We start from the raw sequence: 15,490 nt of genomic DNA, 5'->3' as shown, positions 1-15,490 counted from the left end.
AATGATTGCGCGACTGTACGCCCAGGGCATTCTCGTCCAGGGAAGCTGGCCGCCGCTGCCCGCCGGTGAGCGGAAGGGGCAGGAGGCTCCCGAGGCCGTCGGCGCGCTCGCGGGCGCGGCGGTCGCGGAACGCTCGATCGGCGTGACCATCGACTGGCCGCACTACGGGAACGAGGTACCGGTAGCCATGACCTTCGACGCTCTGCACGCCCTTCGTGAGGCCGGGCATCCGGTGGACCTGCTGGCGGTGGAGCAGCGCTCGGTGCTCTCCGCGCTCAGCGAGCAGGAGGTCCAGGTCCTCAACTCCGTGAAGGAGCGGCTGGAAGCGGTCTCCGGTGAGGTGGAGGGACAGGACCTCAAGCTCCTGTGAACGGCGCGGTGCGGTGCGGCTCCTGTCGTGCCGCGGTGCCGGACGGGGCCCGGTTCTGCCCGGTGTGCGGCACCCCGCTCGTCACGGGAACACCGTCGTCGGACAGCCGCAGAATCGTCACGGCACTGTTCATCGACCTCGTCGGCTCCACCGTGCTCGCCGAGACCCTGGACCCGGAGGCGCTGCGGCGCACGATGGACCGCTACTACACGGCGTGCACCACCGCCGTGGCCGAACACGGCGGCGTGGTCGAGAAGTTCATCGGCGACGCCGTCATGGCGGTGTTCGGGGCGTTCGTCACGCACGAGGACGACGCCCTGCACGCGGTCCGGGCGGCGTGCGCCGTACGGGAGGCGGTGACGGCCATCGGGACGGGGGTCGGCGGGTCCGCCGCCGGGGCGCGCCTGGACACCCACTGCGGGATCGCCTCGGGCGAGGCCGTGGTGGCGGGCGTGCTGGGCGGCGCGGCGCGGGTGGTCGGCGATGTCGTGCACACCGCGGCCCGGCTCCAGTCGCATGCCGCGCCGCACGAGATCCTGGTGAGCGACGAGACGGCCCGGCTGGTCGGCGCCCGCGTCCGGATGGAGGCCGTGGCCCCGCTGCGGGTCAAGGGCAAGCGCGAACCGGTCCACGCCCGGCGGGTCCTCGCGCTCCTGGACGGCGCGAACCGCCAGGACCTGGTGCCGCTGATCGGCCGGGACGCCGAACTGGACGTCCTGGCCCGCGAGTTCCGGGCGGCCGGCCGGGAGCGCCGCGGCCGGGTCGTCACGGTCACCGGTGCGCCGGGCGTCGGGAAGTCCCGCCTGGTACGGGAGTTCCTGGCCGGGCACGCCGCGGAGCGGGGGGCCGTCGTGCTGCGGGCCGCGTGCCAGGCGTACGGGACCGGGCTCGCCCACCGCCCGCTGGCCGAGGCCGTCTGGTCGCTGCCCGGCGGCTGGGACGAGGCGAAGGACGCGCTGGAGACGCTGCGGCCGAGCGCGGACCGGGCGGTCACCGCGCTCGCCGTCGCCCTGGACCTGTGCGCCGAGAGCGGGCTCCCGGTGAGCGTCAACGAGATCGGCTGGGCGTTCCGGCGGCTGCTGGAGGCGCTGGGCCGGGTCCGCGACGCCCCGGTGGTGCTGGTCGTCGAGGACTTCCAGTGGGCGCAGCCGACCCTCGCGGACCTGGTGGCGGAGCTGGGCGGGGCGGTCCGGGACACCGGGCTGCTGGTGCTGTGCGTGGCCCGCCCGGACGCGGCGGCGCCGCCCGCCGCCGGTCTCGCGCTGCCGCTCGCTCCGCTGCCCCGCGCCGAGACCGAACGTCTGGTGGGGCTCCTCGCGGACCGGGCGGAGGTCGCCGCGCAGGACGCGGTCGCCACCGCCGACGCGCTGGACCGGGTCGTGCGGGAGTGCGACGGCAATCCGCTCTTCGCCGAACTGCTGCTGGAGCACCTGGCCGGGCACCGGTCCGTGGACCAGGGCGTCCCGACCTCGATCCGGGTCCTGCTGACCGCCTGGCTGGACCGGCTGCCGGCCACCGACCGGGCCGTGCTGGAACGCGCGGCGGTGGCGGGCGGCTCGTTCACCGCCGGGGACGTGCACGCGCTCGCCGCGGACGGACCGGCGCCGGCCGGCCGGGCCCTGGACGACGCGCTGGGCCGGCTGCTGGACTCCGCGGTGATCCATCCGTACGGGCCGCCCGGCACCTTCCGGTTCACCCGCGCGCTGGCTCGGGACACGGTGTACGAGATGACGTCGAAGGCGCGGCGGGCCGACTGGCACACCGTGCTCGCGGACCGGATCGAGAGCCGGGCGCCGGGCACCGCCGAACCGGGCCGGGGAGCGGAGGGGGGCGCCGGGCCGGACCGGGGCGCGGCGGGGAACGCCGGGCCCGTGCGGAATTCCGGGCCGGACCTGGCCCACCATCTGGAGTCCGCGTACCGGCTGCGGTCCGAGGCCGATCCGGGCGACCCCGGACTGCCCGCGCTGACCGGGCGCGCCGCCCGCGCCCTGGTGGCGGCCGGGTATCTGGCCCTGCACCGCCGCGATCTGCCGGGCGCCGTCGCGCTGATGGAGCGGGGCCGCGACCTCACCCCGGACGGCGACCCGCAGCACCGGGTGCTGGCCGCCCGGATCACCGACGCGTACGCCGCGCTGGGCCGCTGGGACAGTGCCCGGTCGGCGGTGGCGGAGGCGGAGCGGCGGTGCGCGCGGGACGCTCCGGCGCGGGACACCTGCGCCATCCTGCGGCAGTTGATCGCGCTGCGCTCGGGCGGCCCCGAACCGGCCGGCGCCCCGTACTCCCCCGGTGCCGGGGACTCGGCGCCCGGCCCGGACGACGATCTGAGCTGGTGCCGACTGCATCAGCTGTCCTCGCTGCGCGGTTTCGCCGAGGGCCGGATCGGGGCCGCCGAGAGCGCCATGCGCGACGCGCTGGACCGGGCGCGCGGGCTGGGCGACGCCTACGAGGGCCATCGCATCCTCGCCTCCATCTGCGAGCTGACGCAGTGGTCGCCGACGCCGCTGTCGCAGGCCGTCGCGCTCTGCGAGGACCTGGTGCGGCGGTTCGACGGCGACCGCAACCTGCTGGTGCCGGTGCTGCTGACGCGGGCCCGGCATCTGGCCCTGTCCAACCGGGTGGAGGCGGCCCGCGCGGACATCTCGCTGGTCCGCAGGCACTGCGACGACCTCCAACTGGCCCTGGGTGTGCTGGCCGCCGACCAGACGGCGGGGTTCGTGGAGTCGCTGGCCGGCGCTCATCCGGTGGCGGCCGGCCACTACACGGCGGCGGCCGACGGGCTCGACGCGCTGGGGCAGCACCGGACCGCGGCGACGCTGCGGCTGTACGCGGCGCGGGAGCGGCTGTGCGCCGGGTCCGGTGCCGGTCCGGACCCGGCCGTGCTCGCCGGACCGCCCGCCGGGGCGCCCGAGGAGACCCGGACGCGGGCCGTGCGGCTGGCGCTGCGGGCGCGGGTCCGGGCACGCGGCGGCGCGTACGGGGAGGCGGTCGGGGACGCCGAACTGGCCACCGCCGCCCTGGAGGACACCGACGACCCCTGTCTCATCGGCGATGTGTGGTTCGAGGCGGCCAGGGTGCTGGCCGCCTCCGGCGAACCGGGGCGCGCCCGGCGGGCGGCCGGGCGGGCGCTCGCCGCGCTGACGGCCAAGGAGGCCGTACTCCCCGCCCGGACCGTACGGGCGTGGCTGACCGGACTGGAGGAGAAGCGATGACCGATCCCGATCCCCCCTGGAGACGGCCGCCCAGGGCGCTGACGCCGGGCATGCCCGCCTGGGGTGTGACCCGCGAGCAGGCGCGCCAGGGGTTCGCGGCCGTTCCGATGGCCTCGGTCGGCCCGGAGTGGGCCTGGGGCGGGGCGGACGGTTCGGGGGTCCGGGTGTGCGTCGTGGACAGCGGGGTGGAGGCCGGACATCCGCTGGTCGGGGCGGTCGAACCGGCGGTGACGGCCGTCCCGGACGAGGACGGCGAGGTGAGCATGGTGCCGTGCGAGCCGACCGACCGGGCCGGGCACGGCACCGCCTGCGCGGGGGTGATCCGGTCCGTCGCGCCCGGCGTCGCGCTCTCCTCCGCACAGGTGCTGACCGACGGCAGGACGGGCAGCGGGCCCGCCCTGCTCTCCGGGCTGTCCTGGGCCATCGAGCAGGGCTTCGACGTCATCAACCTGAGCCTGGCGACGACCCGTCCGGCCCTGACCGCGCGGCTGCACGAGCTGGTGGACCGCGCCTACTTCCGCCGCTGCGTCCTGGTCGTCTCCGCGCACAACCGGCCGGTGACCAGCTATCCCTGGTCGTTCTCCTCGGTGATCTCCGTCGCCAGCCACGACGAGGACGACCCGATGACGTACTACTACAACCCCGCGCCGCCCGTGGAGTTCCACGCGCGCGGGGTGCGCGTGCCCGTGGCGTGGCCCGGCGGCGGCACCATCCGCTCGACCGGCAACAGCTTCGCCGCGCCGCACATCGCGGGCCTGTGCGCGCTGATCCTCGGCAAGCACCCCTGGCTCACGCCGTTCCAGCTCAAGACGGTGCTGTTCCTCTGTGCCGCGAACACCGCCGGTCGCCTTGGAGGTGCCCAAGATGAACCCTGTTGACGCCGCGACGCCCACGGAGCGCCGCCTGCTCCAGTCCGTCGTGGAGGTCGCGCGCCATGCCTTCGGGGCGGCGGCCTCCTCGATCTTCCTCATCGATCCCGGCTCCGGCGACCTGGTCTTCGAGGCCGTCGCCGGCGAGGGCGACGGCCGGCTGGTCGGCACCCGCTTCCCGGCCGGGACCGGCATCGCGGGCTGGGTCGCCGCGTCCGGGCAGTCGATGCTCGTGGACGACCTGCGCGAGTCGCGGCACTTCTCGGGGGAGGCCGCCGCCTCCACCGGGTACGTCCCCGACAGCATCATGGCCGCCCCGCTGTTCAGCGAGGACGAGTGCGTCGGCGTCCTGGAGGTGCTGGACCGGGGCGCCAACGGCGTACGGGAGATGGCCGACGTGGAGCTGCTGGGGCTGCTGGCCGACCAGGCCGCGATCGGGCTCGAACTCCTCACCCGGCTGCGTGCCGCCGACCCCGGCATGCGTTCCGACAAGGCGCTCCGGCTCCTGGAGATGGCGGAGTCGCTGCTGGCCCGCTCCCATGGCTGAACGGACGGCCGGGCGGGCCGTCCTGCTGCTGACCAGACGGGGCGACGGGGAGGCGACCGCGACGGCCGCGCTGCTGCACCGGATCGGGGTGCCGGTGCACCGGCTCGACGCGGACGGCCTGGCGGAGGTCCGGGCCGTCCGGGGGCCGGACGGCGTCCTCGACCTGGACGGGCACCGGTTCACGCCGACCGTGACCTGGCTGCGCCACTTCTCGGCGCGGGCCGCTTCGCCGGCCGGCACACCGGGCGGGAGGCTGGTGTACCGGGACGCGTGGAGCGTGCTGGCCCAGCAGCTCGCCGCCGCGTCCCCGGCCGCCATCGGCGCCGACGATCCGGGGCTGCTGGTGCAGCGGGACCGGGCGCGGGCGCTCGGTGTGCGCGTTCCGCGCGGGCTGGTCACCACCGATCCGGCGCGGGCGGCCGGGCTGCTGCCCGCCCGGCGCTATGTGCTGAAGGTGCTGGACCGGCACTACGTGGAGCCGGAGCCGGGTCGGCTCGACTGGTTCCTGCCACGGGTGCTCGACCGCGACCGGCTCGGCGGGTCCGGCGGTGCGGGTCTGCCGCGCGGGACGCCGGTGCTGCTCCAGGAGTACATCGGGCACGACACCGAGTACCGGGTCTACTGCGCCGGGGACGAGCTGCACGCCTTCGAGGTGGCCAAGGAGCGCCCGGAGGACGTCTGGGAGCGCCCCGACGAGGTGGTGGTGCGGCAGGTACGCGCTCCGGAGGCGGTGGCCGCGGCGGCGCGGGCGCTGGCCGGGGAGAGCGGCGTGGGGTACGGGGCGTTCGACTTCCTGTGGGCCGGGGGCGAGCCGGTGTTCCTGGAGATGAACGCGCACGGCGACTGGCAGTGGTTCGAGCGCAAGGCCGGCACCGACGCGGTGACCCGCGCGGTGGTGCGTACCGTGCGGGATCTGCACCGGTCCGCCGCCGGCGGGGCGCGCCCGGAGCCGGTCGGTCTGCTCGCCTTCCTCGGCGCGGGCCGGAGCGGCTGACCGGGCGGGGGTCAGCGGGCGGGGGTGGGCAGCGCGCTCTCCGCGACGGCGAGCACGGCGCGCAGGGCGGCCGAGGGGTTGTCCGTCCGCCAGGCGAGCGCGGCCTGGCGGCGGATCGGCGGCCCGGCGAGCGGCCGGTAGACGAGGCCGCCGAGCTGGATGTGCTGGACGGAGGTCACGGTCAGCGTGACCCCGACGCCCGCCGCGACCAGCGCCAGGATGGTGTACGAGTCCGGCGCCTCCTGCACCACGCGCGGATCGAAGCCGGCCGCCTCGCACGCCTCGACCATCGCGTCGCGCACGGTGGAGCCGCTGTTGGCGGGGAAGGCGACGAACGGCTCGCCGGCCAGCGCGTCGAGCGGGATCTGCGGCCGGGCGGCGAGCGGATGGTCGAGGGGGAGCGCGCACACCAGCTCCTCCTCGTCGATCACCCGGCAGCTGACGCCCGGCCGGCTCACCGGCAGCCGGACGAACCCGAGGTCCAGCGAGCCGTCGGCGACGCGGGCGAGCGCCACATTGGCGTAGGTCTGCCCGGCCATGACCAGCTCGATGCCCGGATGGGCGGCCCGCACCGCGCGCGTGAGCAGGGGCAGCGTCTCGTGGCTGGAGGCGCCCGCGAAGCCGATGCGCACCCGCCCGTACGCGCCCCGGCCGGCCGCCCGCGCCGCCCGCACCGCCGTGTCGAGGTCCGCGAGCACGGTCCGGACCGGCTGGAGGAAGGACTCCCCCGCGCTGGTGAGCCGCACCGAGCGGGTGTTGCGTTCGAAGAGCTGGACGCCGAGTTCCTTCTCCAGGCGGCGGATGCGCTGGCTGAGCGGCGGCTGTGCCATCTGGAGCCGCCGGGCGGCCCGTCCGAAGTGCAGTTCCTCCGCCACCGCGAGGAACGCGGCGAGATGCCGCAGCTCCATGCCACCCCCCAGTTCCGCCGCCATGATTGATTCGTGCGGCGTCCGGGTCTGAGCCTAATTCGGTATTGGACGGGGATCAAAGGACGCTGACAGCGTCGGCAGCGCGGGCACCGGGCCCGCCCCGTCGAGAGGACAGGACCCGTATGCGTATCAGGATCGTCGGCGCCGGAGCCATGGGCCGCGGCATCGCCCAGTGGGCGGCCGTCGCCGGACACACCGTCGAGCTGGGCGACGTGCGGTCCGAGGCGGTGACGGACGCGGTGACCTTCGTACGCTCCATGCTGGACCGGGCCGTGGCCAAGGGGCGGCTGGCGGCGGCGGACGCGGAGGCGGCCGCGGGGCGGCTCGTCCCGCTGGACGACCCGTGGGCGGCGGGCCCCGAGGTGTCCCTGGTGATCGAGGCGGTGCGCGAGGACCTGGCGACCAAGACCGCGGTGTTCGGCCGCCTGGAGCAGGCCCTGCCGGACTCCGCGGTCTTCGCCACCAACACCTCCTCGCTCTCGGTGACCCGGATCGCCGCCGCGCTGAAGGACCCGACGCGCCTGGCCGGGCTGCACTTCTTCAACCCGGTGCCGCTGATGCGGATCGTGGAGGTGGTGCCCGGCGCCGCCACCCGGCCGGAGATCCCGCCCATGCTGACCTCGTTCGTGGAGGGCTGCGGCCACCGCGCGGTGACGGTCGCGGACACCCCCGGCTTCCTCGTCAACCACGCGGGGCGCGGTCTGGTGACCGAGGCGCTCGCCCTGGTCGAGGAGAACGTGGGCGATCCGGCGGACATCGACCGGATCGCGCGGGACGTGCTGGGGCTGCGGATGGGCCCGTTCGAGCTGATGGACCTCACCGGGCTCGATGTGACCGCCGCCGTCATCGACTCCATCTGGACGGGCTTCCGCCACGAGGACCGGCTGCGCCCCTCCTATCTGACGCCGAACCGGGTGGTGGCCGGACTGCACGGCCGCAAGACCGGACGCGGCTGGTACGGGTACGGCCCCGAGGCCGCGGGGCCCGCGCCGGAGCCGCCGGTCACCGGCGACGCGGACCGCCCGGTGCACGTCTTCGCCCCGGACCCGGCGCGGGAGGCCGGCGCGGCCGCGCTCCGCGACGCGCTGGCCTCGGCGGGCGCGGCCGTGGAGCACGGGGAGCGGCCGTCCGCCGGGGCGCTGGTGCTGGTCCCGGTGTGGGGCACCCCGGTCGCCTCGGCGGTGGCCGCGCACCACCTGCCCGCCGGGCGCACCTTCGGCGTGGACCCGCTGCCTGCGGCCGGGCGCCGCAGGGTGCTCGCGGTGACCCCGGCGGCGGACCCGGCCGCGGCGCGGGACGCACGCGCGGTGCTGGCGCGGGCGGCCGGCGGCGAGGAGCCGTTCGCGGTGTCGGTGGTCCGGGACACGGCCGGTTCGGTGGCGCAGCGGCTGCTCGCCTCGATCGTGTCCGTGGCGGCGTCCATCGCGGAGCGGGGGCTGGCCGCCCCGGCCGACATCGACGTGGCCGTGACGACCGGTCTCGGCTATCCGGCGGGCCCGCTGGCCTGGGGCGACCGGGTGGGCGCGGCCCGGATGCTGGAGCTGCACCGGGCGCTGTACGCGTCGACGGGCGACCCCCGCCACCGCCCGACCCGCTGGGTGGCCGAGCGCGCGGCCCTGGGCCTGGCGCTGACGGAGCGGGGGACGTCACCGGCGGACGTGCTCGGGGCGCCGTGACCGGCCGGTCCCCCGCCGCGACCGATTCGTTCAAGACGGCGGGCCGGGGCGCTGCCTAGGGTCGGTCCATGACTCTTCGACTCGACGCGATCGGCATCGTCGCCGCCGACCTGCCCGCATCCCTCGCCTTCTACCGCCGGCTGGGCCTGGACATCCCGGAGGGGGCGGAGTCCGCGCCCCATGTGGAGGTGGTCCTGCCGGGCGGCGCGCGGCTGATGTGGGACGCGGAGGCGGTCGTCCGCTCCTACGACCCCGGCTGGACTCCGGGGCCGTCCGGCGGTGACCGGGTGGGGCTCGCGTTCCTGTGCGACGGTCCGGCGGAGGTGGACGCGGTGTACGCGGACCTGACGGGCGCGGGCCACCGGGGCCATCTGGAGCCGTGGGACGCGGTGTGGGGGCAGCGGTACGCCGTCGTCCTGGACCCGGACGGCTGCGCGGTCTCCCTGTTCGCACCGCTGGCCGCCGGGGCCTAGTCCCTGTCGAAGTACGCGGTCAGGGTGGTGCCGGTCAGGGCGCGCATGTCGCGTGCCAGGTGGGACTGGTCGGCGCAGCCCGCCGCGAGGGCGGCCTCGGCGTACGGCAGCCCGGAGCGTACGAGGGCCAGGGCCCGTTGCAGGCGGAGAATCCGGGCGAGGGCCTTGGGCCCGTAGCCGAAGGCGGCGAGGGAGCGGCGGTGCAGTTGCCGGGTGCCGAGTCCGGCCGTCCCGGCCGCCTCGGCGACGGTGCCGCCGGACGCCAGGCGTGCCGCGACCGCGCGCATCGCCGGGTCCGGGGGCGGGGTGCGGGCGGCCCGGTCCAGGGCGATGTCCTCCAGCGCGCGGGCCGGGTCGGCCGCCTCGGCGACGCGCTCGGTGAGGCGGCGGACGCGGGCGCCGTCCCAGAGGGCGTCGAGCGGGACCCGGCGGTCGCGCAGTTCCGCCGCGTCCACGCCGAGCAGGGCGGGGGCGGTGCCGGGTGCGAAGCGGACCCCGGCCCAGCTGCCGCCGGTGCCGGACGCGGGCGCGGCGCGGGTGTCCGGTCCGGCGACGAGCAGCCGCTCCCCGCTCCAGAGCAGGTCCATGCAGCCGTCCGGGAGCACCGGGTGGACCGTGCCCGGCGGCGCGCTCAGCGTCCACACCGTCGCGCCGTCCAGCCGCGCGGCGCGCTCTGTGTAGTCGTCGGCCATGGCGCTAGTGTCGTCGGCGGACGCGGCGGACGCGAAATCGGCTACGGGGGCGGTCATGGCGTCACTGATGGAGTTCACCACGGACAGCGGGGCGACGGTGACCGTGGAGGTGGACCGTCATGCTCCGGGCGCGCAACTGGTCTCGCGGGACGGCGGGCACGCCCTGGCGCGGGCGGGGCGGACGTTCGACAGCGCGCTGGAGGGCATCCGCGCGGCGGCCGAGTCGGCGCTCGCCGTGTTCCGGGACGGAGCGCTGCGGCCGGACGGGGTGGAGCTGGAGTTCGGCGTGAAGATCACCTCGGAGGCGGGGGCGGTGATCGCGAAGAGCGCCCTGGAGGGCCATCTGACGGTGAAGCTGTCCTGGTCGCCGGGGGCGGCGGACCGGTCGGCCCCGCCGGCTCCCGCCGCCCCGCCCGCCGCCGGTTAGCCGGTCACTCGTCGTACGGGTTCGCCGGCCGGTCGCCGTCCCTCTCGCGGGCGTGCAGCCGGGACTTCACGTCGTCCGGGGGCAGGAACCGCGACCAGCGCTCGGGGAACTCGGAGGGCATGTACGGGCTGTCGCCCTCGTCCCCGTCGTCCTCGTCGTCGTCCTCGTCGAGCGGGCCGCCGTGCCAGCTCTCCGCCCGGGTGCGGGCCACGAACTCGGCGGCCTGGGCGGCGCGCACCCGGTCGTTGGCGGCGCGGGCGGCGGCCGTGGCGACGGAGGGCCAGACCCGGTCGATGGCCGCGTTGACGGCGGCGCCGACCAGCACGGCGAACGCGGAGATGCCGATCCAGAGCAGGACCGCGATCGGCGCGGCCAGCGATCCGTAGATCGTGGGGCCCTCCACCGTGCTGGTCAGGTAGATCCGCAGCAGGAAGCTGCCCAGCACCCACATCGCCAGCGCCACCAGGGCGCCCGGCATGTCCTCGATCCACGGCGAGCGGACGGGTACGGACACGTGGTACAGCGTGGTGAGGAAGGCGACGGACAGCACGATCACCAGCGGCCAGTACAGGACGCTTATCAGCTCGGTGCCCCACGGTATGAACTCCACGACCCGGTCGGGGCCCACCACGAGCAGCGGCAGCACCACCGCCCCGAGCAGCAGCGCCACCACGTACAGCAGGAAGGCGAGCATCCGGGTCTTGACGATGCCGCGCTGGCCGTCCAGCCCGTACATCACGGTGATGGTGTCGATGAAGACGTTCACCGCGCGGGAGCCGGACCACAGGGCGATGGCGAAGCCGATGGAGATGACGTCGGGCCGGGCGCCCGTGGTGACGTCGGCCAGCAGCGGTTTGGCGAACTCGTTGACGCCGCGCTCGGAGAGCACGGTGTGCGCGGCGCTGAGGATGTTGCGCTCGATGGAGGCGACCGTGGTGGTGCTGGTCCACTCGTCCACGTATCCGAGCAGGCCGATCAGGCCCAGGAGCAGCGGGGGCAGGGACAGCAGGGTGAAGAACGCCGCTTCGGCGGCGAGTCCGAGGATGCGGTACTCCATGCACGAGTTGACCGTGTCCTTGAGCAACTGCCAGGCGAGCTGCCGCTTGGATACGTTGCGGTAGAGGACTCGGGCCCGGTGGAGCCGGCCCGGTGGTCGTTCGGGTGTTTCGTCTGCTGCCTGCACCTCTTTACCGTATCGGCATGGCAGCCACCACCCACACCGTGTCCAACCAGGCCCCTCCCCTGCTCGGCTATGACGTCTTCGGCGCCGACCGGGTGCTCGGGGAGGCAGTGGAACGTCATCTTCCGCCCGAGGTGCTGGCGGAGGCGCGGCGGGAACTGTCGGCGCTCGGCCGGTCCGCCGGCTCCGCACAGGCGGCGGACTGGGGGGCGCGGGCCAATGAGAACCCGCCGAGGCTGCGCACCCACGACCGCTCGGGGCACCGCGTGGACGAGGTGGACTTCCACCCGGCCTGGCACCGGCTGCTGGGCCATGCGGTCGGCGCGGGGCTGACCGGCGGCTGGGACCGGCCGGGCGGGCACGTGCGCCGGGCGGCCGGGTTCCTGGTCTGGACCCAGGCGGAGGCGGGGCACGGCGGCCCGCTGTCGACGACGCACGCGGCGGTGCCGGCCCTGCGCGCCGAGCCGGAGGTGGCGGCCGGGTGGGAGCAGCTGCTGACCTCGCGGGTGTACGACCAAGGGCTGCGGCCGGCCGGCGAGAAGGCCGGGGCGCTGCTCGGGACGGGCCTGACGGAGAAGCAGGGCGGCTCGGACCCGCGGGCGGTCGCCACGCGGGCCGAGCCGCTGTCGGGCGCGGGCGAGTATCTGCTGACCGGGCACAAGTGGTTCTGCTCCGCGCCGATGTCCGACGGGTTCCTGGTCCTGGCGCAGGCCCCCGGCGGCCTCACCTGCTTCCTGCTGCCCCGTGTGCTGCCGGACGGCAGCCGCAACCCGTTCGCGATCCAGCGGCTCAAGGACAAGCTGGGCAACCGGTCCGACGCCTCGGCGGAGGTCGAGTTCGCCGGGACATGGGCGCGCCGGATCGGCGAGGAGGGGCAGGGGACGCAGACGCTCACGGGGACGCTCGCGGCGACCCGGCTGGACTGTGTGACCGGGTCGGCGGCGCTGATGCGGCAGGCCGTGGCGCGGGCCGTCCACCACACGGCGCACCGCTCGGCGTTCGGCGGCCCGCTCGTGGACAAGCCGCTGATGCGCACGGTGCTGGCCGATCTGGCGCTGGAGTCGGAGGCGGCGACCGTGCTGGCGATGCGGCTCGCCGCCGCGTACGACGACGGGGGCGAGGGCGAGTCGGCGTTCCTGCGGATCGCCGTGCCGGTGGCCGCGTACTGGGTGACGAAGCGGTGTACCCCGGTGGTGGGCGAGGCGCTGGAGTGCCTGGGCGGCAACGGCTTTGTGGAGGAGTCGGGGATGCCCCGGCTGCTGCGGGAGGCGCCGCTCCCCTCGATCGGGGCTGGTCCGGGGAACGTCCTGGCGCTGGACGTGCTGCGGTCGCTTGGCGGTGACCCGCTCGCGTTCGACGCGTTCCTCCGGGAGATCGGGCGGGCGCGCGGCGCCGATCACCGGCTGGACGCGGCGATCCGGGACATGCTTACGGAGCTGGCCGATCTGGCGGGGATCGAGGCGCGGGCGCGCCGTGTGGTGGAGCGCATGGCGCTGGTGCTCCAGGGTGCGCTGCTGGTGCGCTGGGCGCCGCCGGAGGTGGCGGACGCCTTCTGCGCGGCGCGCCTGGGCGGGGACGGGGGCGCGGTCTTCGGGACGCTGCCGCCCACCCCGGACCTGGCCTCGATCGTGGACCGGGCCCGGCCGGACGGGGCGGTGGCGGCTTGGGGGAACAGCGACGGGGGGTGGTGCTGCGCCGACACGGCACCACCCCCCATGCTGTACACACCGGACGTGGGGCCGGGGCCCGTCGGTACGGTGTACCGCCACTCTTGTACGGACCCGAGGCGCTCGCCAGAGTTGCAGAGGGTTGCAACCATTGTGTGGAGTTGCGGTGGCGGGGCACGAGTGGCGGCAGGATGGGGGTGCGGCCCCCGGACGGGGCCCGCTGCGGGGTGAGGGGGAACGGGCGTGGAGACGACTCCGCTCGGCGTGATGCGGCCGGCCGCCCAGGAGAGCGCGGAGGCCAGACGTCTGGTGCACCGGGCCCGTGAGGCGCGGATGGCGGGCGACCGGATGCCGGCCGTGCCGCGCGCGGAGATCGGGGCCTCCTGGGACCGGGTGCTGCGCAGTGGGATCAATCCCGAGCAGACGACGCACAGCAGGCTCCTGGAGGCGGACGAGATCGAGCACCGGCGCCGCAGCTCCGCGCTGGGCGAGGTGATGCCGCTGCTCAGCGACGGGCTGACGAGCATCGCGGACGCCTCGCAGCAGATCATGGTGGTCACCGATGTGGACGGCCGGGTGCTGTGGCGCGAGGGCAACACCGCGGTGCTGCGGCGGGCGGACGGCATCTGCCTCGCGGAGGGCGCCGCCTGGTCCGAGGAGATCACCGGCACCAACGCGATCGGTACGGCGCTGGCCTCCCGCGCCCCGGTGCAGGTGCACTCGGCGGAGCACTTCGTGCGCAGTCTGCACGGCTGGACGTGTGCGGCGGCGCCGGTGCGCGATCCGCGTGACGGGCGGCTGATGGGCATCGTGGACATCAGCGGGCCGGCGTCCACCTTCCATCCGACGACGCTGGCGCTGGTGCGGTCGGTGGCGCGGCTGGCGGAGAGCGAGATCCGGGTGCGGCATCTGGAGGCGGTGGACCGGCTGCGCGCGGTGGCGGCGCCGGTGCTGAGCCGGCTGGGCGGCCGGGCGGTGGCGGTGGACGGTCACGGCTGGACGGCGGCGGTGACGGGGATGCCTCCGGTGGACCGGCTGCCGCTGCCGAAGTCGCTGGGGCCGGGGCGGGTGTGGCTGCCGTCGCTGGGGATGTGCCGGGTGGAGCCGCTGCCGGGCGGCTGGCTGGTGCAGGTGGCGGACGGGACGGCGGACAGCCCGCCGCGCCGGGTGGTGCTGGATCTGAGCCGCCCGCGGGCGCTCGCGGTGAACGTGGTGGGCCCGGTGGGCACCTGGGCGCAGCGGCTCTCGCCGCGCCACGCCGAACTGCTGTACGCGCTGGCGCTGCACCGGGAGGGGCGTACGGCGTCGGAGCTGGCGCAGGACCTGTTCGGCGACGCGACCCGGACGGTGACGGTGCGGGCGGAGATGTCGCGGCTGCGGCGCCATCTGGCCGAGGTGCTGGCGCACCGCCCGTACCGCTTCGTCGAGGGCGTGGAGGTGGAGGTCGTCGAGCCGGACGACCCGGCGGACCTGCTGCCGCGCTCCAGCGCGCCGGTGGTGGCGGCGGCGCGCGGGGTCGGCTGAGAGGCCGGGGCCCGGCTTTCGCGCGCGGGGCCGGGCATGGTTGTCTGGCTGCCATGAGCGACCCCGTACGTGCCGCAGGACCGGCCCTCGAAGAGGTGACCATCTGGTCCCTGGAGCAGACCTCCCCGGACGATCTGCGGCCGTCCGCCGCGCCGGAGGGCGATGTCCGGATCATGCGGTCCGGGGTGCCGCTGCCCGAGTTCAGCCGGTTCCTCTACACGGCGGTCGGCGGTGACGTCCGGTGGACGGACCGGCTGGGGATGACGTACGCGCAGTGGCGCGAGGCGCTGGAGCGGCCGGGCGCGGAGACGTGGGTGGCGTACGCCGACGGCACCCCGGCCGGCTACATCGAATTGGACCCGCAGGACGACGGGGTCGTCGAGATCATGTACTTCGGGCTGATCCCGGCGTTCCGGGGGCGGCGGATCGGCGGGCATCTGCTGTCGTACGGGACGGCCCGTGCCTGGGACCTGGCCGAGCGGTGGCCGGAGCGTCCGGCGACGAAGCGGGTGTGGCTGCACACCTGTTCCAAGGACGGACCGCACGCGATGGAGAACTACCGGAGGCGCGGCTTCCGGCTGTTCGACACCCGGACGGAACTGGAGGAATCGGTCGCCACGCCGGGTCCGTGGCCGGGCGCCGAACGCGAGCCGCTTTTTTAGCAAATCCCCTTGTCTGTCCGGTTTTACGCTCCACCCCTGGCGCCCGATTTGCCCGTGACCGGCGCCACACCGTCTCATTGACCGGGACAGACTCGTCCACATCATGGATAGTGGTGGACTGTCGCGAGATCCCCATGACACGCTTCCGTCATGTCCGGAACTGGAATTGCCTTGGTGAGTCGACGCCACGTCGACCTCGGCCGCATGTCCAGCGCCATCTGTCCGGTGAGCTGAGAGTCCCAGCACCGCCGCGATCCCCCTTTGCTTCAGT

At 75.4% G+C, this 15,490-nt stretch carries 15 protein-coding genes; 12 read left to right on the top strand and 3 right to left on the bottom strand.

Annotated features, from left to right (window positions below; all coding sequences use genetic code 11):
• Nucleotide 1 precedes the first annotated feature (1 nt).
• The 5 genes from OG710_RS24915 to OG710_RS24895 are packed head-to-tail and all read left to right on the top strand — an operon-like array spanning nucleotide 2 to nucleotide 5,989.
• On the top strand, nucleotides 2-370 hold the full coding sequence (locus OG710_RS24915; protein ID WP_330241301.1) for an aroma-sacti cluster domain-containing protein: 369 nt from the start codon (nucleotides 2-4) through the stop codon (nucleotides 368-370).
• Nucleotides 367-3,579: an AAA family ATPase gene (locus tag OG710_RS24910; RefSeq protein ID WP_330241300.1), complete on the top strand. Its 3,213-nt coding sequence runs from the start codon at nucleotides 367-369 to the stop codon at nucleotides 3,577-3,579. The genes OG710_RS24915 and OG710_RS24910 overlap by 4 nt, the downstream gene beginning before the upstream one ends.
• Nucleotides 3,576-4,457, top strand: a complete 882-nt coding sequence (locus OG710_RS24905; RefSeq protein ID WP_330241299.1) for a S8 family serine peptidase — start codon at nucleotides 3,576-3,578, stop codon at nucleotides 4,455-4,457. The genes OG710_RS24910 and OG710_RS24905 overlap by 4 nt, the downstream gene beginning before the upstream one ends.
• Nucleotides 4,444-4,995: a GAF domain-containing protein gene (locus OG710_RS24900; protein WP_330241298.1), complete on the top strand. Its 552-nt coding sequence runs from the start codon at nucleotides 4,444-4,446 to the stop codon at nucleotides 4,993-4,995. Before OG710_RS24905 ends, OG710_RS24900 begins: the two co-directional genes overlap by 14 nt.
• Nucleotides 4,988-5,989 (top strand): hypothetical protein, encoded by a 1,002-nt coding sequence (locus OG710_RS24895; RefSeq protein ID WP_330241297.1) that lies wholly within the window; start codon nucleotides 4,988-4,990, stop codon nucleotides 5,987-5,989. Before OG710_RS24900 ends, OG710_RS24895 begins: the two co-directional genes overlap by 8 nt.
• An 11-nt stretch (nucleotides 5,990-6,000) precedes the next feature.
• Here the strand turns inward: OG710_RS24895 and OG710_RS24890 are convergent, their stop codons facing one another.
• Nucleotides 6,001-6,897, bottom strand: coding sequence for a LysR family transcriptional regulator (locus OG710_RS24890; RefSeq protein ID WP_330242337.1), 897 nt, complete (start codon nucleotides 6,895-6,897; stop codon nucleotides 6,001-6,003).
• A 143-nt stretch (nucleotides 6,898-7,040) separates the two neighbouring features.
• On the opposite strand from OG710_RS24890, the gene OG710_RS24885 reads away from it, so the two are divergent.
• A complete protein-coding gene (locus OG710_RS24885) occupies nucleotides 7,041-8,594 on the top strand; it encodes a 3-hydroxyacyl-CoA dehydrogenase (protein WP_330241296.1) in 1,554 nt (517 codons plus the stop codon).
• A 68-nt stretch (nucleotides 8,595-8,662) separates the two neighbouring features.
• A complete protein-coding gene (locus OG710_RS24880; protein ID WP_330241295.1) occupies nucleotides 8,663-9,067 on the top strand; it encodes a VOC family protein in 405 nt (134 codons plus the stop codon).
• Here OG710_RS24880 and OG710_RS24875 read toward each other — a convergent pair.
• Nucleotides 9,064-9,759, bottom strand: a complete 696-nt coding sequence (locus OG710_RS24875; protein WP_330242336.1) for a helix-turn-helix domain-containing protein — start codon at nucleotides 9,757-9,759, stop codon at nucleotides 9,064-9,066. The genes OG710_RS24880 and OG710_RS24875 overlap by 4 nt on opposite strands.
• 55 nt (nucleotides 9,760-9,814) lie before the next feature.
• Between OG710_RS24875 and OG710_RS24870 the strand changes: the two genes are divergently transcribed.
• Nucleotides 9,815-10,186, top strand: coding sequence for a CU044_2847 family protein (locus OG710_RS24870; RefSeq protein ID WP_330241294.1), 372 nt, complete (start codon nucleotides 9,815-9,817; stop codon nucleotides 10,184-10,186).
• A gap of 4 nt (nucleotides 10,187-10,190) precedes the next feature.
• Here the strand turns inward: OG710_RS24870 and OG710_RS24865 are convergent, their stop codons facing one another.
• A complete protein-coding gene (locus tag OG710_RS24865) occupies nucleotides 10,191-11,369 on the bottom strand; it encodes a YihY/virulence factor BrkB family protein (protein ID WP_330241293.1) in 1,179 nt (392 codons plus the stop codon).
• Between the two features lie 17 nt (nucleotides 11,370-11,386).
• On the opposite strand from OG710_RS24865, the gene OG710_RS24860 reads away from it, so the two are divergent.
• The 4 genes from OG710_RS24860 (at nucleotide 11,387) to OG710_RS24845 (ending at nucleotide 15,453) form a co-directional block, all read left to right on the top strand.
• Complete coding sequence (locus OG710_RS24860) at nucleotides 11,387-13,264, top strand: acyl-CoA dehydrogenase family protein (protein ID WP_330241292.1); 1,878 nt, start codon at nucleotides 11,387-11,389, stop codon at nucleotides 13,262-13,264.
• 36 nt (nucleotides 13,265-13,300) lie between these two features.
• Entirely contained in the window at nucleotides 13,301-14,557 is a 1,257-nt protein-coding gene (locus tag OG710_RS24855; protein WP_330242335.1) for a helix-turn-helix domain-containing protein, read from the top strand.
• A gap of 53 nt (nucleotides 14,558-14,610) precedes the next feature.
• Nucleotides 14,611-15,219, top strand: coding sequence for a GNAT family N-acetyltransferase (locus tag OG710_RS24850; RefSeq protein ID WP_330241291.1), 609 nt, complete (start codon nucleotides 14,611-14,613; stop codon nucleotides 15,217-15,219).
• Between the two features lie 150 nt (nucleotides 15,220-15,369).
• Nucleotides 15,370-15,453, top strand: a complete 84-nt coding sequence (locus OG710_RS24845) for a putative leader peptide (protein WP_309474722.1) — start codon at nucleotides 15,370-15,372, stop codon at nucleotides 15,451-15,453.
• Nucleotides 15,454-15,490: the final 37 nt, after the last annotated feature.

It is taken from the genome of Streptomyces sp. NBC_00525, assembly GCF_036346595.1.
Lineage (GTDB): Bacteria > Actinomycetota > Actinomycetes > Streptomycetales > Streptomycetaceae > Streptomyces.
The sequence above is the reverse complement of the archived record's forward strand: the minus strand, read 5'-3'. Positions and strand labels throughout refer to the sequence as shown.

Excerpts from the sequence above, each read along its gene's own strand:
- OG710_RS24850 (WP_330241291.1), top strand. The coding sequence starts at position 14,611 with ATGAGCGACCCCGTACGTGCCGCAGGACCGGCCCTCGAAGAGGTGACC.
- OG710_RS24885 (WP_330241296.1), top strand. The coding sequence starts at position 7,041 with ATGCGTATCAGGATCGTCGGCGCCGGAGCCATGGGCCGCGGCATCGCC.
- OG710_RS24870 (WP_330241294.1), top strand. The coding sequence starts at position 9,815 with ATGGCGTCACTGATGGAGTTCACCACGGACAGCGGGGCGACGGTGACC.
- OG710_RS24895 (WP_330241297.1), top strand. The coding sequence starts at position 4,988 with ATGGCTGAACGGACGGCCGGGCGGGCCGTCCTGCTGCTGACCAGACGG.
- OG710_RS24900 (WP_330241298.1), top strand. The coding sequence starts at position 4,444 with ATGAACCCTGTTGACGCCGCGACGCCCACGGAGCGCCGCCTGCTCCAG.
- OG710_RS24880 (WP_330241295.1), top strand. The coding sequence starts at position 8,663 with ATGACTCTTCGACTCGACGCGATCGGCATCGTCGCCGCCGACCTGCCC.
- OG710_RS24860 (WP_330241292.1), top strand. The coding sequence starts at position 11,387 with ATGGCAGCCACCACCCACACCGTGTCCAACCAGGCCCCTCCCCTGCTC.
- OG710_RS24855 (WP_330242335.1), top strand. The coding sequence starts at position 13,301 with ATGCGGCCGGCCGCCCAGGAGAGCGCGGAGGCCAGACGTCTGGTGCAC.
- OG710_RS24890 (WP_330242337.1), bottom strand. The coding sequence starts at position 6,897 with ATGGAGCTGCGGCATCTCGCCGCGTTCCTCGCGGTGGCGGAGGAACTG.
- OG710_RS24875 (WP_330242336.1), bottom strand. The coding sequence starts at position 9,759 with ATGGCCGACGACTACACAGAGCGCGCCGCGCGGCTGGACGGCGCGACG.
- OG710_RS24845 (WP_309474722.1), top strand. The coding sequence starts at position 15,370 with ATGTCCGGAACTGGAATTGCCTTGGTGAGTCGACGCCACGTCGACCTC.
- OG710_RS24915 (WP_330241301.1), top strand. The coding sequence starts at position 2 with ATGATTGCGCGACTGTACGCCCAGGGCATTCTCGTCCAGGGAAGCTGG.
- OG710_RS24905 (WP_330241299.1), top strand. The coding sequence starts at position 3,576 with ATGACCGATCCCGATCCCCCCTGGAGACGGCCGCCCAGGGCGCTGACG.